An 18,086-nucleotide genomic window follows, 5' to 3' on the forward strand; every position below is an offset into this window, starting at 1 on the left:
AAAGGGCACCGAGGTGCCCTTTTATGCTTTTCGCGACTTACCAGACGTAAGTCAGCAGATTATGCGAGTCTGGCACCATAAAATCGACCGACATCATGACGCTCAGCGAGGTAATGGCCACGATAGAGAAGATGAACAGCTTGCGCGCCCACACCTTATCGTCTTCCACTTTATAGCCTCGTAACGCCATGCCCAGCCACCAGACGCTGACCGCCGCGGCGACGATCAGGTATTTGTATCCGGCATAGCCGCCCAGAGAAAGCATCAGCGTCGCCACCGCAAAAGCGATGATGTACAGCGTGATGTGGTTCTTGGCGACAGAAATGCCTTTTACCACCGGCAGAACCGGAATATTGGCGGCCTGGTAATCTTTAAAGCGGAAGATGGCAATCGCATAGGAGTGCGGCATCTGCCACAGACTAAAGATAGCCAGCAGGATAGCGGCGCCGGTATCGAACTCGTTGGTCACAGCGCAGTAGCCGATAACCGGAGGAGCCGCACCGGACAGGCTGCCGATGAGCGTGCCGTAGACCGAGTGGCGTTTCATGTAGAGGCTATACACCCCGACATAAACCACGAAGCCCATCACGGCCAGCCACATCGCCAGCGGATTAGCACCAAACCACAGCAGCATGAAGCCAGCAATACCCAACACGGTGGCGTACACCAGCGAAATTTTCGGTGAAATCAGGCCTTTAACCAGCACCCGATTTTTCGTTCTCTCCATTTTCTGGTCGATATCGCGGTCGATAAAGTTGTTATAGACACAACCTGATGCGACCACCAGTGATACGCCAACCAGCGTGTAGAGGAACAGCGGGTAATTAATGCTGCCCTTCGAGGCCAGTAAAAATCCCCCAATGACAGAAATTAAATTACCGAAAATAATTCCTGGTTTCGTTACTTGCAGGTATTGCTTAATCATACATGCCGCTCTTAGTGAACCATCATGTTCAGGTTGAGGTTCCACATAATCCAGATCGAGCCGACCACCAGAATGGCAATAATCAGCACCGTAAAGGCAAATGCCACCAGGTTCCAGCGCTCACTCGAAGAGGTGTTCAGATGCAGGAAGCACACGAGGTGCACCAGAATCTGGACGACTGCAGTCACCAGGATCACGGCAAGCATGGTGCCGTGAGAGGCCGTGCCTTCCATTACAATCCAGAACGGGATAGCCGTCAGGATGATAGACAGGATAAAACCTGTCATGTAGGTCTTCACGCTACCGTGGTGGGCGCCGCTGTGTTCAGTTGAATGACTCATTACATCGCCCCCATCAGATAGACTACAGAGAATACGCAGATCCACACCACGTCAAGGAAGTGCCAGAACAGGCTCAGGCACATCAGACGCGCACGGTTGGTGCTGGTCAGGCCGCGACGGGAAACATGAATCATCATGAATGCCATCCATACCAGACCAGAGGTTACGTGCAGACCATGGGTACCAACCAGCGCGAAGAACGCTGACAGGAAGCCGCTGCGATCCGGACCGAAACCTTCTTTGATCAGGTGATGGAATTCATAGATTTCCATCCCGACGAAGCCCGCACCGCACAGGAAGGTCAGCGCCAGCCAGGAGATAACCTGGCTTTTGTTGCCTTTGTTCATGGCGATGATCGCCATGCCGTAGGTGATGGAGCTCACCAGCAGCAGGGCCGTTTCAACGGCCACGAACGGCAGTTCGAAGATGTCTTTCCCTGCCGGGCCACCTGCGGTGCCGTTCACCAGAACGGCATAGGTCGCGAACAAGCAACAGAACAGAATGCAGTCGCTCATCAGGTAGATCCAGAAACCAAAGACCTTATTGGTTCCCGCATCGTGGTGCCCATGCTCCGCGGCGTGGGCGTTATTTACAGTCTCAGTTGCCATTTTTCAGCCCTGCTTTGGTGATTTCTTCGAAATGCTGATTTTCCAGTTTTTCGACTTCAGCCACCGGAACATAGTAATCCACATCTTCGTCGAAGCTTTTCGCAATCCAGGTGATGATGATGCCGGCAAAGCCAACAATCGCCAGCCACCAGATGTGCCAGATCATGGCAAAGCCAAACACGGTGCTGAATGCAGCGATGATGATACCGGCTGCGCTGTTACGCGGCATATGAATCTCTTCATAGTGCGCAGGCTGTTTGTACGCTTCACCTTTCTCTTTCATCTCCCAGAATGCATCACGCTCGTGAACGTGTGGCAGGTGGGCGAAGTTATAGAACGGAGGTGGAGAAGACGTTGCCCACTCCAGCGTACGGCCACCCCATGGGTCACCGGTCAGATCGCGGTTCTGCTCGCGGTCACGGATAGAGACGTAGAACTGAATCAGCTGGCAAAGAATGCCCAGAGCGATCAGCGCCGCACCACAGGCTGCAACAACCAGCAGGGTGTGGAACTGTGGATCGATCTGCTGGCTCAGACGACGGGTCATGCCCATGAAGCCCAGCACGTACAGCGGCATAAATGCCACGAAGAAACCGATAATCCAGAACCAGAAGGCGCGTTTGCCCCAGGTTTCGTTCAGCGTGAAGCCGAACGCTTTTGGCCACCAGTAGGTCAGACCTGCGAAGCAACCGAAGACCACGCCGCCGATGATAACGTTGTGGAAGTGTGCAATCAGGAACAGGCTGTTGTGCAGCACGAAGTCCGCGCCCGGTACCGCCAGCAGAACGCCGGTCATCCCACCGATAGAGAAGGTGACGATGAAGCCAATGGTCCACAGCATCGCAGAGTTAAAGACGATGCGGCCCTGATACATGGTGAACAGCCAGTTGAAGATCTTCACCCCGGTAGGGATGGCGATGATCATGGTGGCAATACCGAAGAAGGCGTTGACGTTCGCACCGCTGCCCATGGTGAAGAAGTGGTGCAGCCAAACGATGAACGACAGGACGGTAATCGCGATGGTCGCCCACACCAGAGAGGTGTAACCGAACAGACGCTTTTTAGAGAAGGTTGCAACCACCTCAGAGAACACACCAAACACCGGCAGCACCAGGATATAAACTTCCGGGTGGCCCCAGGCCCAGATGAGGTTGATGTACATCATCATGTTGCCACCCATATCGTTGGTAAAGAAATGGGTGCCAAGGTAGCGGTCAAGGGTCAGCAGTGCGACGGTCACGGTGAAGATTGGGAACGCGGCGATAATCAGTACGTTAGTACACAGCGAAGCCCAGGTGAACACCGGCATTTTGAACATAGTCATACCCGGGGTACGCATGTTCAGAATGGTCACGAAGAAGTTAATACCGGTCAGTGTCGTACCGATACCGGATAGCTGGAGACTCCAGATCCAGTAATCGACCCCGACGCCCGGACTGTACTCAATCCCCGATAGCGGTGGATAAGCAACCCAGCCGGTCTGAGCGAATTCGCCCACGCCCAGTGACAGGTTAACCAGCACCACGCCGACAACGGTGAACCAGAAGCTCAGGTTGTTCAGGAATGGGAAGGCAACGTCACGCGCGCCAATCTGCAACGGCACAACCAGGTTCATCAGGCCGATAACAAAAGGCATCGCCACGAAGAAGATCATGATAACGCCGTGGGCGGTAAAGATCTGATCGTAGTGGTGAGGCGGGAGGAAGCCTGCTTCGCCGGCGGAGGCTAGCACCTGCTGGCTACGCATCATTATCGCATCGGCAAAGCCGCGCAGCAGCATAACGATAGCGACGATAACGTACATCACGCCGAGGCGTTTGTGGTCAACGGAGGTTAGCCACTCTTTCCATAAATATTCCCACTTACCGAAGTAAGTGATAGCCGCAAGCAGCGCCAGTCCCCCGACGATGATTGCCGCAACCGTAACCATGACAATTGGCTCATGGTACGGGATTGCATCCAGTGTAAGTTTTCCGAACATCGTATTATTCCTCGGCCCCTTAGTGAGAGGTTTCCGCGTGACTCATGTCCATGCCTTCCATACCTTCCATGCCTTTCATATCGTCATGGGAAGCCTGTTCACCTTCCGGCTTGGCCATGTGCATGCTCCCGTGCCCCATAAATTTGTTAATAACGTCTTTAAACAAATCAGGTTTAACACTGGAGAAGTATTCGACTTTGTTGTATTCGCTTGGCGCGGCCAGTTTCTCGTAGGTCGCCATATCGTTCATGGCTTCAGGAGACTGTTTCGCTTTGGCAACCCATTGGTTGAAGGTATCCATGTCCGGCGTGGCAATAGCCTTGAACTTCATGCCGGAGAAACCTTTACCGCTGTAGTTTGACGAAATACCGTCGTAGGTGCCGGCTTCATCTGCAATCAGGTGCAGTTTGGTCTGCATGCCTGCCATTGCGTAGATTTGGCTACCCAGGCGCGGAATAAAGAAGGAGTTCATCACCGAGTTAGAGGTGATTTTGAATTCCACTGGGGTATTGGCCGGGAAGGCGATTTCATTCACCGTTGCGATACCCTGCTCCGGATAGATGAAGAACCATTTCCAGTCCATGGCGATAACTTCGATGGTCACCGGCTTCGCTTCATGTTCCAGCGGGCGGCTAGGTTCAAGAGAGTGAGTGGTTTTCCAGGTCAGTACCGCGAGGAAGATAACGATAAGGATAGGAATCGTCCAGACTACAGCTTCCACTTTGTTCGAGTGCGACCAGTTAGGGCTGTATTTGGCGTCCTTGTTGGATGCCCGATACTTCCAGGCAAAACCGATAGCCATTGCAATTGCAGGGATAACGACAATCAACATCAGGCCGATGGCCGTCAGTATCAGTGAACGTTGTTCCAGTCCGATCTGTCCTTTGGGATCCAGGAGTGCAGAATCACAGCCACTGAGTAAAAATGCGCCTGCGATTAATGACAACCATCCCAAACTTTTATTGTATTTCCTGAGTCTCATTTAACGACCTCAATTCCAGGGAGCTCTATTGTCGTTTAAAGTGTGCCGGCATTTTACGGGAAGGTTACATTACTGTAAACATGAATGGCTCAGTGTCAGTAGGGTGTTACCGGGTTCTGCCTACGATGTCACACAGAATGCAACAAACTGTAAAATCTAGCGTTGGTGCGCGGGCCCCGCAGGTTATAACGAAAACCTATGTTGGCGGAAATAGTCCGGGTAAATGGGTATAACCAGTCAAATTGAAATACATTTAATTAACAATGCGGCAGCATTTGTCACATGTTTCCAACAAATATTAATTTCTCACCGGGCTGAATCGTTAAGGATAATCTTTTAATGCTTATTGAACAAAGTAATTAAAGAAAACTGTATTTAATTACGATAAATAGTCCTCGACGGTAACACTTAATGGACTGGGTAATTAATAGACAAAAAAAGTAACTGTCCGGTATTAATTACATTTTCTTGCTTACAAAAGCCGGTGATAACGGCGGGGTTAAGGGCGCTGAATAGCCATTGTATTTATCAGGGATAATTTCATGACAGGACATATTTCACCCATTATTGGTATCGATCTCGGCACCTCCAATAGCGCCGTGGCCTGGTTTAGTGACGCGGGTGCTGCTTTAATTTTGGGCCGCAGCGGTGAGCGTTTAACCCCTTCCGTTGTCGGACTGGATGATGATGGGCATCTGCTGATTGGCGAGGCGGCCAAAGCCCGACTGGTTAGCCATCCTCATCTCACGGTAGCCAGTTTCAAGCGTTATATGGGCACCGATAAAATTTTCACTTTGGGCCCGCAGTCATTTCGTGCCGAAGAGCTTTCCGCCTTAGTGCTGAGAAAATTAAAAGCGGATGCCGAAGTGGCGCTTGGCCGCAGCGTCACGCGCGCGGCCATTACCGTGCCGGCTTATTTCAATGACTCCCAGCGCAAAGCTGTTAAAGCCGCAGGGCAGATGGCCGGGCTGGAGGTTGAACGCCTTCTCAATGAGCCCACTGCGGCAGCGCTGGCCTACGGGCTTGCCGACAGCCGCGAGCAAAAATTCCTGGTCTTCGACTTAGGCGGCGGGACGTTCGATGTCTCCATCGTCGATATGTTCGAAGGCGTGATTGAAGTTCGTGCCAGCAGCGGCGATGCCTGGCTCGGCGGCGATGATTTTACCGAAGCCCTGTGTCAGTGGATGCTGAGCCATTACCCTCAACTGACGCTCGATGACCCGACCTTTGCCGCAGAACTGACGCGCCAGGCCGAATCGCTAAAACAACAGCTCAGCAGTCAGGACAGAGCCAGCGCTAAGCTGGTTTATGCCGGGGAAGAATTTAGCTGGGATCTCAACGAAGAGACTTTCCATACGTGCTGCGGCACTCTACTGTCCCGGTTGAAAAAACCGGTGGTTCAGGCGTTGCAGGATGCACAGTTCGACGTTGCGCAACTCGATCACGTTATTCTGGTGGGCGGCGCAACGCGTATGCCGCTGGTTCGCCAGCTGGTGACCCGCATGTTTGGGCGCTTCCCGCGCAATGAACTGAACCCCGACGAAGTGGTGGCGCTGGGTGCCGGCGTGCAGGCCGGGCTTATCGCGGAAGACAAAGCCCTGGACGATGTGGTACTCACCGATGTGATGCCTTATTCACTGGGGATCGAAGTTGCCCGCCGTCACGGCGACAGAATAGAAGAAGGCTTTTTCGCGCCGCTGATTGAGCGCAATGCCTTCGTGCCGGTTAGCGTGATGCAGACCTTCAGCACCGTAAATGATAACCAGCGGAAGATCGAGATTGAAGTTTACCAGGGAGAATCACGCAAAGTAAGCGACAACCTGCGGCTGGACAGCATGTCTATTCAGATCCCACCCCGCAAAGCGGGGGAGTTGAGCGTGGACGTACGTTTCACCTATACCCTCGACGGTATCCTGGAAGTGGAATGCAAAGTCGACGGGGAGCAAACCGCCTCCACGATGGTAATTGAAAAATCGCCAGGCACGCTCAGCGCCGAGGAAATTGCAAAACGCTTAAAACAGCTGGACGCCCTCAAACAACATCCACGGGATGTGCCGGAAAATCGCCAGCTGGCTGCCGAAGCGGCAAAACGCTATGAGCAGACGCTGGGAGACAGACGGCAGATTATCGATCATTACGCCACGCAGTTTGAACGGGCGTTGGGTAGCCAGGATCTGCGGATTATTGCTGCCGCGCGGGACGAACTGCGCCGGGTGTTAGACCAGCTTAACGACGGACTGTAAAGATGGCGACGATATGGGATGTACTGGGCATTAAGCCTACAAGAGATGAAAGCGAAATTCGCCGGGCTTATGCCCGGGAGTTAAAGCTGCGGCGGCCGGACAAAGACCCGAAGGGCTTTCAGGCACTGCGCGAGGCATTTGATAGCGCCAAACGCTATGCCAGTTCGACGCCAGAAACGCTCTGGATAGACGCGCGGGATATCGTGTTAGTCGATGAGCCTGGCCCTGAGTTTATGGAGGAAGTCGCCCCGCCTTCTGCACAAGCTGACGTGCCGGAGGAAGGTTGGAATAGAAATGAACTCTGGCAGCAGGCGCAGGCGTTCGCCGCGCTGTTAGTCAGGGATGAAACCACGGGTTTTGGCGAGTTACACCACTACCTTGAGCAAGAGATTCCCGATTCACTGACGGCCGGGAAAACCTTTAGTCTGATGCTTGCCGAAGCGCTCAGCGAGCAGCCCTGGCTTTACCGCAGCCTGCTGAATGAAGCCTCTGCGATTATGGGCTGGCAGATTGATAACTACCGCTCATCTCAACTGCCTGACTGGCTGATACACGCTCTCGACGCCCAAATTGCCAATACCGACCGAGAAAACTACTGGTTAATTCTGAGCCGGCAATACGATGGCGGTAAGCTGGCCCAACTTAAATGGCGATTGTTAACAGAAAAGGGGGCCGGCATCCCCTGGTGGGCGTGGCTGGTACCGGATTTTATTCAGCAATTAAGAAATCAGGTTATCGAAGTGCGGCAGCAGTTTCCTTTATTACAGGAGAGGCTTAACCCTGTACTGCTCGAGGCGGTTGATAAACCCAGACTGGTGCTCAGTTGGGAAACCATTATTACCGTGGTTTTCTGGGGGTATACGGCCTGGTTACCGGGTCAGGAGTCGTTGAAAATGGCCGCGCATGCCGTGGCTATGTTGGGGATTGTGGCTCTCTATCTCTGGGGATATCCGGCTTTGATGCGCCTTTGTAGGCAGCACCCGGGACGATTAGAGAGGGTTGAGTCCTACTTTTGGCTGATTTCGTTAGTTATTCTGTTGTTCCCCTTTTATAAACTGTTCCATCACTTGTATTACTTAGATAACAAAGTCAGTTCAGGTCTGACGCGTGTGCTGATGATGGCTGCTATTTTGCTGGTTCCACTGGATTTTACTCTGTGGGAAAAACGCAGCCGCTGGAGGACGCTCCCGCAGAGCATTGTGAAGGCTATTATCGTTTTCCCTGTCAAAGCCATTCGCGGCCTGCCGCCGTTGGTTAATGTGCTGGCTGCGATATTGCTGCCTATGCTTTACGGCATCATTATCAAAATGGTCTACTTCATAAAATAAAAAAGCCCCCGGCGTAAACCGGGGGCTTTCACATCAAACGTCGGGCATCAGAACATCAACACCATCCATGGGTAGCTGATAAGCATCAGCGAACACAGGAAGATGGCGCCAAAGATGGTGCCCATTCGCCAGTAATCTTTGGTCGGCAGATAGCCGCTGCCGTAGTAGATCGGGCTTGGGCCAGTGCCGTACGGGGTGATGATCCCCATTACGCCGAGCGAGGTCACCATCATCAGGCAGAAGACCGGCATGTTAATCCCCGGAATAGACGCGGCAATGGTCAGGGTCGCTGGCAGCAGGGCGGTGGTGTGCGCCGTGGTGCTGGCAAACAGATAGTGCAGCAGGTAGAACGCAACCAGCAGCATCACCGCCGACACCTGCGGGTCGAAGCCGTGCAGCAGCGCGGCACCTTCTTTCCCCAGCCAGGCGATAAAGCCCACGCGGGCCAGACCATCGGCCAGCGCGACCAGGGTGGCAAACCAGGCAAAGGTATTCCAGGCCGGTTTATTGCTGATAATGTCGTTCCAGTTCAGAACGCCGGTCCACAGCATCAGGATGATGACCAGCAGGGCAGCCATCGCTGGCTCAATCCACGCCGCGGCAAAAATCCACATTAGCAGGGCGCTACACACGAACAGCAGCAGCAGGATTTCGTTGCGGGATAGTTTGCCCAGTTTTTCCAGCTCTGCGGCAGCCCATTTCGGCACTTCGTCATTCACCTTCACTTCAGGCGGATAGAACCAGTAGGCCAGCAGCGGCATGGTCAGGATCAGCAGCACGCCCAGCGGCAGGAAGGCCAGGAACCACATGCCCCAGGAGATCTCAAAGCCGATGATGCTTTTCACCAGCGCCAGAGCCAGCAGGTTCGGTGCCAGCGCGGAGAGGAACATTGAGCTGGTGATACAGGCGGCGCTGATAGCCACCCACATCAGGTAAGAGCCAATTCTGCGCGAGCTTGGGTCGTTCGGCAGAGAGCCATACAGCGGCGGCAGGTTAGCAATAATCGGGTAGATAGTGCCCCCGCTGCGCGCGGTGTTAGACGGCGTGAATGGAGCGAGCAGCAGGTCGGCGAAGGTAATCGCGTAGCCCAGCGTCAGGCTGCGTCGGCCCAGATACTTCACCAGAATCAGCGCCAGTCGACGGCCAAACTGCGTTTTGTCATAGCCGGCGGCAAACATAAAGGCGCCGAAAATCAGCCAAACGGTGGAATTGCTAAAGCCGCTGACCGCCCACTGGAAGGACTGGCTGGCCAGCTTAAATTTAGGGTCTGCCAGCTCCGCCGGGCTAAACAACAGCCATTGGCTGAATAGCGCAATAACCACGATGCCCGTCAGCCCGATAACTGCCCCCGGTAACGGTTCGAAGATCAGCCCGACAATCACGCCGACGAAGACGGCGAAGAAGTGCCATGCGTAAGGCTCTAGCCCCGCAGGAACCGGGAGCAATAATATAATGATGCTGATCAGGATCGGTAAAAATAGCAATATCAAGCGCTTTTTATTCCCCGCATCTGGGGGCGGTGCTTTCGCAGTCGCGCTTATTGTCGAGGTGTTTGTCATAGCCTGTGCCTTAAAGTTATCATGATGAATTCGATTAATATTCCCTGCAAAACCTGTTTCCCAACTTTTATTTCCACCTCATCTTTTATAGGCAGAATTTTATACATTCATGATAGTTTTTTTAACCGGTGCAAATCTGACCGCTCATCGCACCCGATCCCAGTCTCCATTTAACCTTATATTTACTGAGTGATAGATGATTGTTTCTTGAATCCTTCATCATACTGAAACAATGGGACATTATCCCTTCTTTTGCGCTCCACCTGGCCGTGCCAGGTATTTGATTTTGGTTTCTGTATAGCGAAAAGCCAACGATTTTATTTAACTAAAAAATTTGCTTCATTTATACCCATAGTCTTTGAATGGTTAAAGATCAAATCGTAACCTGATGTAAATAAGCCGCTTCGCTAATTGCCACCAACTATTCAGTAGCAGCAAAGCGATATAAAACCTTTTGTTATTTAAGGTTATTATTTGTATTTGCTTTTTTTAAGACGTTGACTAACATTCGAAAAAATATTCCGCAAAATTGCCGTTTCTGTTTACTAATTCAAATTACGTTACTCCCTGATAATTGTGTTGCCTGCCGGGGCTATTCATTGAGTGCCGGACAATGTCGACCTCACCTGCTGGAATGATAAAGAATGAACTCCAAAACTCCGATCCTGAAGCCACTCACCTTGCCCAACGGCGCGGTGCTGAAAAACCGCCTGATCATGGCGCCCATGACCACCTGTACCGGTTTTTACGACGGTAGCGTACCGAGCGATTTGGTTGAGTATTACCGCGAACGTGCGGGCACAATCGGCACCGTGATTGTCGAATGCTGCTTTATCGATCCTAAAGGCCCAGCTTTCCCTGGCGCCCTGGCTATCGACAGTGACAACAAAATCCCTGGCCTGGCGCGGATTGCCAGCGCGATTAAATCCCGCGGCTCTAAAGCAATTCTGCAGATTTACCACGGCGGTCGAATGGTTGAGCCGGAGCTGATTGGCGGCAAGAAGCCCGTCGCGCCAAGCGCCATTGCCGCACCGCGTGAAGGGGCCACCACGCCTGAAGCCCTGACCGCCGAAGAAGTGGATGTGATGATCACCAAGTTCGGCGATGCCGTTAACCGTGCCATCAAAGCCGGATTCGACGGCGTGGAGATCCACGGCGCAAACACCTACCTGATCCAGCAGTTCTATTCGCCAAACTCCAACCAGCGTGACGACAAGTGGGGCGGCAGCCGCGACAACCGCGCGCGTTTCCCGCTGGAAGTGCTCGAAATTACCCACAAAATGGTCAGCCGTTTCGCCGATGCTTCCTTTATTATCGGCTACCGTTTCTCGCCGGAAGAGATTGAAGTGCCGGGTATTCGCTTTGACGACACCATGTACCTGCTGGAAAAGCTGGCGGAAAGGGGCGTTGATTACCTGCACTTCTCCGTGGGCTATTTCAAGCGCGCTTCGATAGTCGATACCCAAGATCCCACTATGCTTATCAACAAGTACCTAGCAATGCGTTCTGAAACGCTGGCGAAAGTGCCGGTTATCGGGGTGGGCGGGGTCGTTAACCGCAGCGATGCCGAAGAAGCTCTGGGCTTGGGTTACGACCTGATTGCCGTCGGTAAAGCCTGTATTGCTTACCCGGACTGGGCCGATCGCGTACTGAAAAATGAAACGCTGGATCTGTTTATCGACAGCACAAGGCGTGAAGAGCTGTTGATCCCCGAGCCACTGTGGCGCTTCTCGCTGGTCGATGCCATGATCCGCGACACCAGCACCGCGGGCCGCAAATATAAAGCCGGGGTCTTCCAGGAAAAAGTGGAAGCCGAAGCGCTTAAACTCAAAATCAGCGTTACGCTCGACACTGACCGTATCACCGACATTACCCTGGTGCAGGATGATTCGGTGGATGTCGACTTCACCCCAAGCTTCGAAATTTTGCGCTCGCGTATGCTGGTGGCAAACAGCCCGTATGTGGATGCGGTCACCGGGGCAACGGCACAAAGTGAAGCCTTGAAGAAAGCGGTCTCCCGGGCGATGACCACCTCCAGTAAAGAACACGTTATTGAAGAGGGCGGCAACCCGGATGCGCCTCAAAGCTACGACGTGGCGGTGATCGGCAGCGGGGGCGCAGGCCTGGCGGCGGCTATTCGTGCTTCTGACGCCGGTGCCCGCGTAGTGATCATCGAGAAGATGCCAACCATCGGTGGCAATACCATCAAAGCTTCCGTGGGCATGAACGCGGCGGAAACGCGTTTCCAGGCGATGAAGGGCATTAAAGACAGCAAAGAGCTGTTTTACGATGAGACGCTGAAAGGCGGTAAATTCAGAAACAACACCGAACTGCTAAAAGAGTTCGTTGAGCGTGCGCCGGGTGCTATCGACTGGCTGGCAAGCCTGGATATCGTTCTGAACGACATCACTATCACCGGCGGGATGAGCATCGACCGTACGCACCGCCCGGCAGACCGCTCGGCCGTCGGCGGCTTCCTGATAAGTGGCCTGGTCAACAACGTAAACCAGCGCAGCATCGACGTTCTGCTGGACACCACCGTGGAAGAGATCCTGCATGAAAATGGTGTGGTCACGGGGGTTAAGGTCGCTAACGAATATAACGAACACCATATTCTGCTGGCGAAAAGCGTGGTTGTCGCTACCGGCGGCTTCAGCGCCAACCGTAAAATGGTGGTTCACTACCGTCCTGAGCTGAAAGGTTTTGTGACCACCAACCATAAAGGCGCCACCGGGAGCGGTATTGCCCTGCTGGAGAAGATCGGCGCCGGTACGGTGGACATGGATCAGATCCAGATCCATCCGACCGTGGAGCAAACTACCTCTTATCTTATCTCCGAGTCCATCCGCGGCGGTGGGGCTATCCTGGTCAGCCAGGAAGGGCAGCGGTTCTTCAATGAACTGGAAACGCGTGACAAGGTTTCCGCGGAGATAATCGCCCTGCCGGAGAAAAGCGCCTGGATCCTGTTTGACGAGCAGGTGCGCCAGAACAACAAAGCGGCGGATGAATACATTGCCCGTGGGTTTGTGCTCAGCGCCCCGACTGCGGAAGAGCTGGCGGTGAAGCTGAATATGGATGCTCACGCGCTGCAGCAAACGCTGGATCGCTACAACGGCTTTGTGAAGCAGAAAAAGGATGAGGACTTTGGGCGCACCACCGGGATGCGTTTCCCGCTGGACACCGGGCCATATTACGCGATCCGCATTGCGCCAGGGGTTCACCACACAATGGGCGGTGTCACTATCAATACCAGCGCCGAAGTGGTAACCGAACAGCATCAGGTTATTCAGGGAGTCTGGGCCGCAGGTGAAGTGGTGGGCGGTATTCACGGTGCAAACCGCATCGGCGGCAACGCCGTCGCCGATATCATCATCTTCGGTACGCTCGCCGGACAAAACGCGGCGGCACACGCGCTGGCTTAAGGCGATAAAAAAGCCGGAAAGGGTAACCTTCCCGGCTTTCTCAGACCGGGCGATACCTTGCCCGGTTTTTTTATTCTTTTTAAATAAGCGCCGTTTTACGCAGGGCAAGGAAGTCCAGCACGCCGCCAAACAGAATGCCGCCGATGGCAAGCAAAGCGCCCCATTCCAGAAGCTGTAATCCAAACGCCCACTCGGTCAACCCCAGTGCATTGCTGATAATCACCAGCAGCCACGCCGCCAGCAGCAGGCAGCCAAAACCCAGAATACGCAGCGCCAGGCGATAGGCCGGAGCAAATTCGCTGCGTGACATAAAGGTTTCGGTTTGCTGGGTGAATTCCAGCGTTTGCTTACACACCAGCAATAACAGGATCCCCGGTACTGCGGCGACCACGGAGAACAGATAGAAGGTTGGCCAGCCGTGGGCTTCCACAAACCAGCCGGCAATCGGGCCGACATACACGCGGCCAACGGCGGAAAGCGCGGAAAGCAGCGCGAACTGAGTGGCCGAAAATGACTTATTGCACAGCGTCATCAACAGCGCCACAAAGGCCGCAGTACCCATGCCACCGCACAGGTTTTCAAAGAACACCGCGCTCGCCATGGTAATCATGTCTTTATCCGTCACCGACAGCAGCCAGTAACCGGCGTTGGACACGCCCTGCAAAATGCCGAAGATCAGCAGCGCGCGGAACAGCGTCAGCTTTTGCATCAGCATCCCGCCAAGCAGCGCGCCGAAAATAGTGGCGCACAGCCCAAGGGTTTTGTTCACCACGCCAACTTCACCGGCATCAAAGCCAACGCCGCGGATCAGGAATGTGGTGGTCAGGCTCATGGCAAAGGCATCGCCCAGCTTATAAAGCACAATCAACAGTAAAATCAGCCAGGCATTGTTGCGGCCAAAGAAGTCGCGCAGCGGCTCAACGACGGCACGTTCCAGACTCTTAGGAACGGGAACGGCATCGGTAGGTTCCGGCGCTAAAAGCGTGGCAATAATACAGGGCACAAGCAGGGCAGCCATTAGCCAGTAAGTAGCCTGCCAGCCCAAATAGCGATCCGCCAGCCAGAGCGCAAGGCCGCCGGAAACCAGCATGGCCAGGCGGTATCCCAGCACGCTGATGGCGGCCCCGGTACCGCGTTCTTCGGCAGACAGAACGTCAGTTTTCCATGCATCAAAAACAATGTCCTGGGAGGCAGAACAGAAGGCGATGATCACCGCCAGAGCAGCCATCCAGCGCAGCTGCGAGGACGGTTCCAGGAACCCCATAGCGGCAATCGCCACCAACAACAGAATTTGCGTAATTAACAGCCAGCCACGACGACGCCCGAGCAACGGCGGGGTGTAGCGGTCCATTACCGGCGACCAAAGAAACTTAAAGACGTAGGCCTGGCCCACAAGCGAGAAGAAACCGATGGTTTTCAGGTCGATATTTTCGACGGTCATCCAGGCCTGAAGCGTACCTGAGGTCAGGGCTAAAGGCAGGCCGGATGCAAAGCCCAGAATCAGTAAAATGGCTGATTTAGGCTGCTGAAAGATGCGCAGATAATGATTGGACATAGGGGAATTGTGCAAACTCTGTTGTTGGCCCGCGCGAGCAGGCCAACGGGGTAAAAATTAACGAGCGTTCTGCTTAACGAAGTCGTGAACGCTGGTGTCCTGAGCCATATCCGCAATGGTATCGGTCAGCACGGAGTTAACCGCGTCAGCGATATTCTTATTGGTGGCCTGGAACGCGCCTTCGACGTTATAGCTGGAGCGGTAGTTCTTGGTCATCTTGTTGCCGTTTTTCGCGGTAGCAATGATGGAGATGTCCGCTTTGGTAGCAATGTTGTAGCGCACGTTACCCTGGGAAACGTCGGCATACAGCTGGTTAACGATGATCTGCAGGTCAACCGGGCTGTTCGGCCCAATCATATAGCCACGAGCGGTCATCTGCTTCTCCAGCACTTCCTGCAGCAGGAAGCGCAGATCGCGGGATGGCGTCAGCGTGACTAGCTGATTGTCGCGGGTCACTTTTGCCAGTGCCTGGCTGGTACGCTGATCGGCACCGTTGATGCTTAGCGTAACGCCCATCAGGCTTGGATCCTGCTGTGGCAGGGTGATTTTTGGCGACACTTCAATGGTGGTTGGCGGTGTTGCACAGCTGGCCAGCATAAACATGGCAACCAGCGGGAAAAGTAATTTTTTTAACATGTTCGCTTTCTCAATGTACTCAAAGGGCAGGCTGATAAAAAATCACGCCATCATAACACTGCGGCCGTTCAGGGGAAGTGCTTAACGCACGGAATTTCATCGCGTTGCCATTTTTCCGGGCCTCAGCAAAACCTTCTGACACTTTTCCGTCGGTTTAGTGCCTTAAGCCTATGAACGTTCTGATAAGCGGGTGAAGAAAGGCCCGTGAAAGTTAAATTTTTGTTGTGTTCAAAGCAAAATCTGGCTAAAAGCGGCTAACATTTAAAGGGATGAGTGGCATCTCTACGTTGTCGAGGAGAAAGTTCATGCTGATACGCGAGCAGATAGAAGAGAAGTTAAAAGCCGCCTTTACCCCCGCGTACCTGGAAGTCGTGGATGAAAGCTATCGTCACAATGTCCCGGCGGGCTCTGAAAGCCATTTTAAGGTTGTGCTGGTTAGCGACCGTTTTACGGGCGAACGCTTTTTAAACCGCCACCGCATGATTTACGGCACATTGAGCGAAGAACTGGCGGGTCCGGTGCATGCGCTGGCGCTGCACACTTACACCGTTAAAGAGTGGGAAGGACTGCAGGATACGGTGTTTGCGTCCCCGAACTGTCGTGGCGCGGGCAGCATCGCCTGATTTACCGCTAAGCGTTTGCAACTAAGGGAACTTTTCCGTTATGTTGCGGTATGTATACTGCGTTTCCAAAAACGGCCTGCGGGCCGTTTTGTTTTGCCTGTCTCTCCGGGGAGGCGGGCAAAAAAGAATAAATGACAAAGAAGTGTGAAAAAGGCCGCAGCCGTGGGCTATTGCCGTTCTCGACTCACCCCAGCGATGCCGCTATAATGCTGCGTCTTATTTTTTGAATGTCTTCGGGATGATTCTGACGACAGGGAATGTGTTTCTGATTCAGAGAACATCCTGGTTCTGTGAAGCCACCAGGGCTTCCAGAGTTGACCGAGCACTGTGATTTTTTGAGGTAACAAGATGCAAGTTTCAGTTGAAACCACTCAGGGCCTTGGCCGCCGTCTCACGCTTACCATCGCTGCAGACAGCATCGAAACCGCTGTAAAAAGCGAGCTGGTCAACGTGGCTAAAAAAGTACGTATCGACGGCTTCCGTAAGGGTAAAGTGCCGATGACCGTAGTTGCTCAGCGTTATGGCGCATCTGTACGCCAGGACGTGCTGGGTGAACTGATGAGCCGCAACTTCATTGATGCGATCATCAAAGAGAAGATCAATCCGGCTGGCGCACCTAACTACGTGCCGGGCGAATACAAGCTGGGCGAAGACTTTACCTACGCGGTTGAGTTCGAAGTGTACCCAGAAGTTGAGCTGCAGGGTCTGGAAGCCATCGAAGTTGAAAAACCGGTTGTTGAAGTGACCGACGAAGACGTTGATGCAATGCTGGACACCCTGCGTAAGCAGCAGGCGACCTGGAAAGACAGCGACGCTGCAGCGACCGCAGAAGATCGCGTGACCATCGATTTCACCGGTTCCGTTGACGGCGAAGTGTTTGAAGGCGGTAAAGCCTCTGACTTCGTGCTGGCAATGGGTCAGGGTCGCATGATCCCTGGCTTCGAAGACGGCATCGTTGGCCACAAAGCTGGCGAAGAGTTCACTATCGAAGTGACCTTCCCGGAAGAATATCACGCTGAAAACCTGAAAGGGAAAGCAGCGAAGTTCGACATCGTGCTGAAGAAAGTTGAAGCGCGTGAGCTGCCAGAATTCACCGAAGAATTCATCAAGCGTTTCGGCGTTGAAGATGGTTCCGTAGCTGGCCTGCGTACCGAAGTCCGTAAAAACATGGATCGCGAACTGAAAGGCGCAGTGCGTAACCGCGTTAAGTCTCAGGCGATCGACGGTCTGGTTAACGCCAACAACATCGACGTACCAGCTGCGCTGATCGACGGCGAAATCGACGTTCTGCGCCGTCAGGCTGCACAGCGTTTCGGTGGCAACGAGAAGCAAGCTCTGGAACTGCCTCGTGAACTGTTCGAAGAGCAGGCTAAACGTCGCGTTGTTGTCGGTCTGCTGCTGGGCGAAGTGATTCGTACCCACGAGCTGAAAGCTGACGAAGAGCGTGTTAAAGGTCTGATCGAAGAAATGGCTTCTGCCTACGAAGATCCGACTGAAGTCATCGAGTTCTACGGTAAAAACAAAGAGCTGATGGACAACATGCGCAACGTTGCGCTGGAAGAGCAGGCTGTTGAAGCCGTTCTGGCTAAAGCAAAAGTGTCCGAAAAAGCGACCACTTTCAGCGAGCTGATGAACCAGCAGGCGTAAGTGCTTTTTGGCTGATTAGCCAAAAAACGCAGCATCGGGCCCGTCACCTCTTGGTGGCGGGCTTTTTTTATCGCTAAATCACACGATAAGCCATCAATAAAACCCCATTTCAGGGTTAGCGTAACAACAAAAGGTTGTTATGCTTGAAACAGGGCAAATCATCCCCATTATTCGGGTGAGGTTCCATTAACAATCCCTGACTGACTCCGTCCAGAATCGGCGCAAGGAACATAGTC

At 53.4% G+C, this 18,086-nt stretch carries 13 protein-coding genes; 5 read left to right on the forward strand and 8 right to left on the reverse strand.

Annotated features, from left to right (window positions below; translation table 11 throughout):
• Nucleotides 1-37: 37 nt before the first annotated feature.
• From VW41_04820 to VW41_04840, 5 genes are read right to left on the reverse strand one after another with little or no spacing between them, the layout of a single operon-like run.
• On the reverse strand, nt 38-925 hold the full coding sequence (locus VW41_04820; GenBank protein AJZ88413.1) for a protoheme IX farnesyltransferase: 888 nt from the start codon (nt 923-925) through the stop codon (nt 38-40).
• A gap of 11 nt (nt 926-936) precedes the next feature.
• Nucleotides 937-1,266 (reverse strand): cytochrome o ubiquinol oxidase subunit IV, encoded by a 330-nt coding sequence (locus VW41_04825; GenBank protein ID AJZ88414.1) that lies wholly within the window; start codon nt 1,264-1,266, stop codon nt 937-939.
• Nucleotides 1,266-1,874 (reverse strand): cytochrome o ubiquinol oxidase subunit III, encoded by a 609-nt coding sequence (locus tag VW41_04830; protein ID AJZ88415.1) that lies wholly within the window; start codon nt 1,872-1,874, stop codon nt 1,266-1,268. The genes VW41_04825 and VW41_04830 overlap by 1 nt, the downstream gene beginning before the upstream one ends.
• Nucleotides 1,864-3,855 carry a cytochrome o ubiquinol oxidase subunit I gene (locus VW41_04835; GenBank protein ID AJZ88416.1) on the reverse strand — a complete coding sequence of 664 codons (1,992 nt, stop codon included), beginning with the start codon at nt 3,853-3,855 and terminating at the stop codon, nt 1,864-1,866. Before VW41_04835 ends, VW41_04830 begins: the two co-directional genes overlap by 11 nt.
• 19 nt (nt 3,856-3,874) lie before the next feature.
• Entirely contained in the window at nt 3,875-4,837 is a 963-nt protein-coding gene (locus VW41_04840) for a cytochrome o ubiquinol oxidase subunit II (GenBank protein AJZ88417.1), read from the reverse strand.
• A gap of 542 nt (nt 4,838-5,379) precedes the next feature.
• On the opposite strand from VW41_04840, the gene VW41_04845 reads away from it, so the two are divergent.
• Together VW41_04845 and VW41_04850 are read left to right on the forward strand one after the other, a co-directional pair.
• Nucleotides 5,380-7,080, forward strand: a complete 1,701-nt coding sequence (locus VW41_04845) for a Heat shock protein 70 (protein ID AJZ88418.1) — start codon at nt 5,380-5,382, stop codon at nt 7,078-7,080.
• 2 nt (nt 7,081-7,082) lie between these two features.
• A complete protein-coding gene (locus VW41_04850; protein ID AJZ88419.1) occupies nt 7,083-8,408 on the forward strand; it encodes a molecular chaperone DnaJ in 1,326 nt (441 codons plus the stop codon).
• Nucleotides 8,409-8,455: 47 nt separating this feature from the next.
• On the opposite strand, the gene VW41_04855 is transcribed toward VW41_04850, so the two are convergent.
• Nucleotides 8,456-9,967: a citrate:succinate antiporter gene (locus tag VW41_04855; GenBank protein AJZ88420.1), complete on the reverse strand. Its 1,512-nt coding sequence runs from the start codon at nt 9,965-9,967 to the stop codon at nt 8,456-8,458.
• A gap of 644 nt (nt 9,968-10,611) precedes the next feature.
• On the opposite strand from VW41_04855, the gene VW41_04860 reads away from it, so the two are divergent.
• Nucleotides 10,612-13,389 (forward strand): NADH:flavin oxidoreductase, encoded by a 2,778-nt coding sequence (locus tag VW41_04860; GenBank protein ID AJZ88421.1) that lies wholly within the window; start codon nt 10,612-10,614, stop codon nt 13,387-13,389.
• A gap of 79 nt (nt 13,390-13,468) precedes the next feature.
• On the opposite strand, the gene ampG is transcribed toward VW41_04860, so the two are convergent.
• A complete protein-coding gene (gene ampG, locus VW41_04865; GenBank protein ID AJZ88422.1) occupies nt 13,469-14,944 on the reverse strand; it encodes a muropeptide transporter in 1,476 nt (491 codons plus the stop codon).
• A gap of 57 nt (nt 14,945-15,001) precedes the next feature.
• Complete coding sequence (locus tag VW41_04870) at nt 15,002-15,580, reverse strand: hypothetical protein (GenBank protein ID AJZ88423.1); 579 nt, start codon at nt 15,578-15,580, stop codon at nt 15,002-15,004.
• A 305-nt stretch (nt 15,581-15,885) separates the two neighbouring features.
• Between VW41_04870 and VW41_04875 the strand changes: the two genes are divergently transcribed.
• Both VW41_04875 and VW41_04880 read left to right on the forward strand, forming a co-directional pair.
• The gene (locus VW41_04875) at nt 15,886-16,203 is read left to right on the forward strand and encodes a transcriptional regulator BolA (protein ID AJZ88424.1); all 318 of its coding nucleotides are present in this window, start codon (nt 15,886-15,888) and stop codon (nt 16,201-16,203) included.
• A 348-nt stretch (nt 16,204-16,551) separates the two neighbouring features.
• Entirely contained in the window at nt 16,552-17,850 is a 1,299-nt protein-coding gene (locus VW41_04880; protein ID AJZ88425.1) for a trigger factor, read from the forward strand.
• Nucleotides 17,851-18,086: the final 236 nt, after the last annotated feature.

This window comes from Klebsiella michiganensis, from assembly GCA_000963575.1.
GTDB lineage: Bacteria > Pseudomonadota > Gammaproteobacteria > Enterobacterales > Enterobacteriaceae > Cedecea > Cedecea michiganensis_A.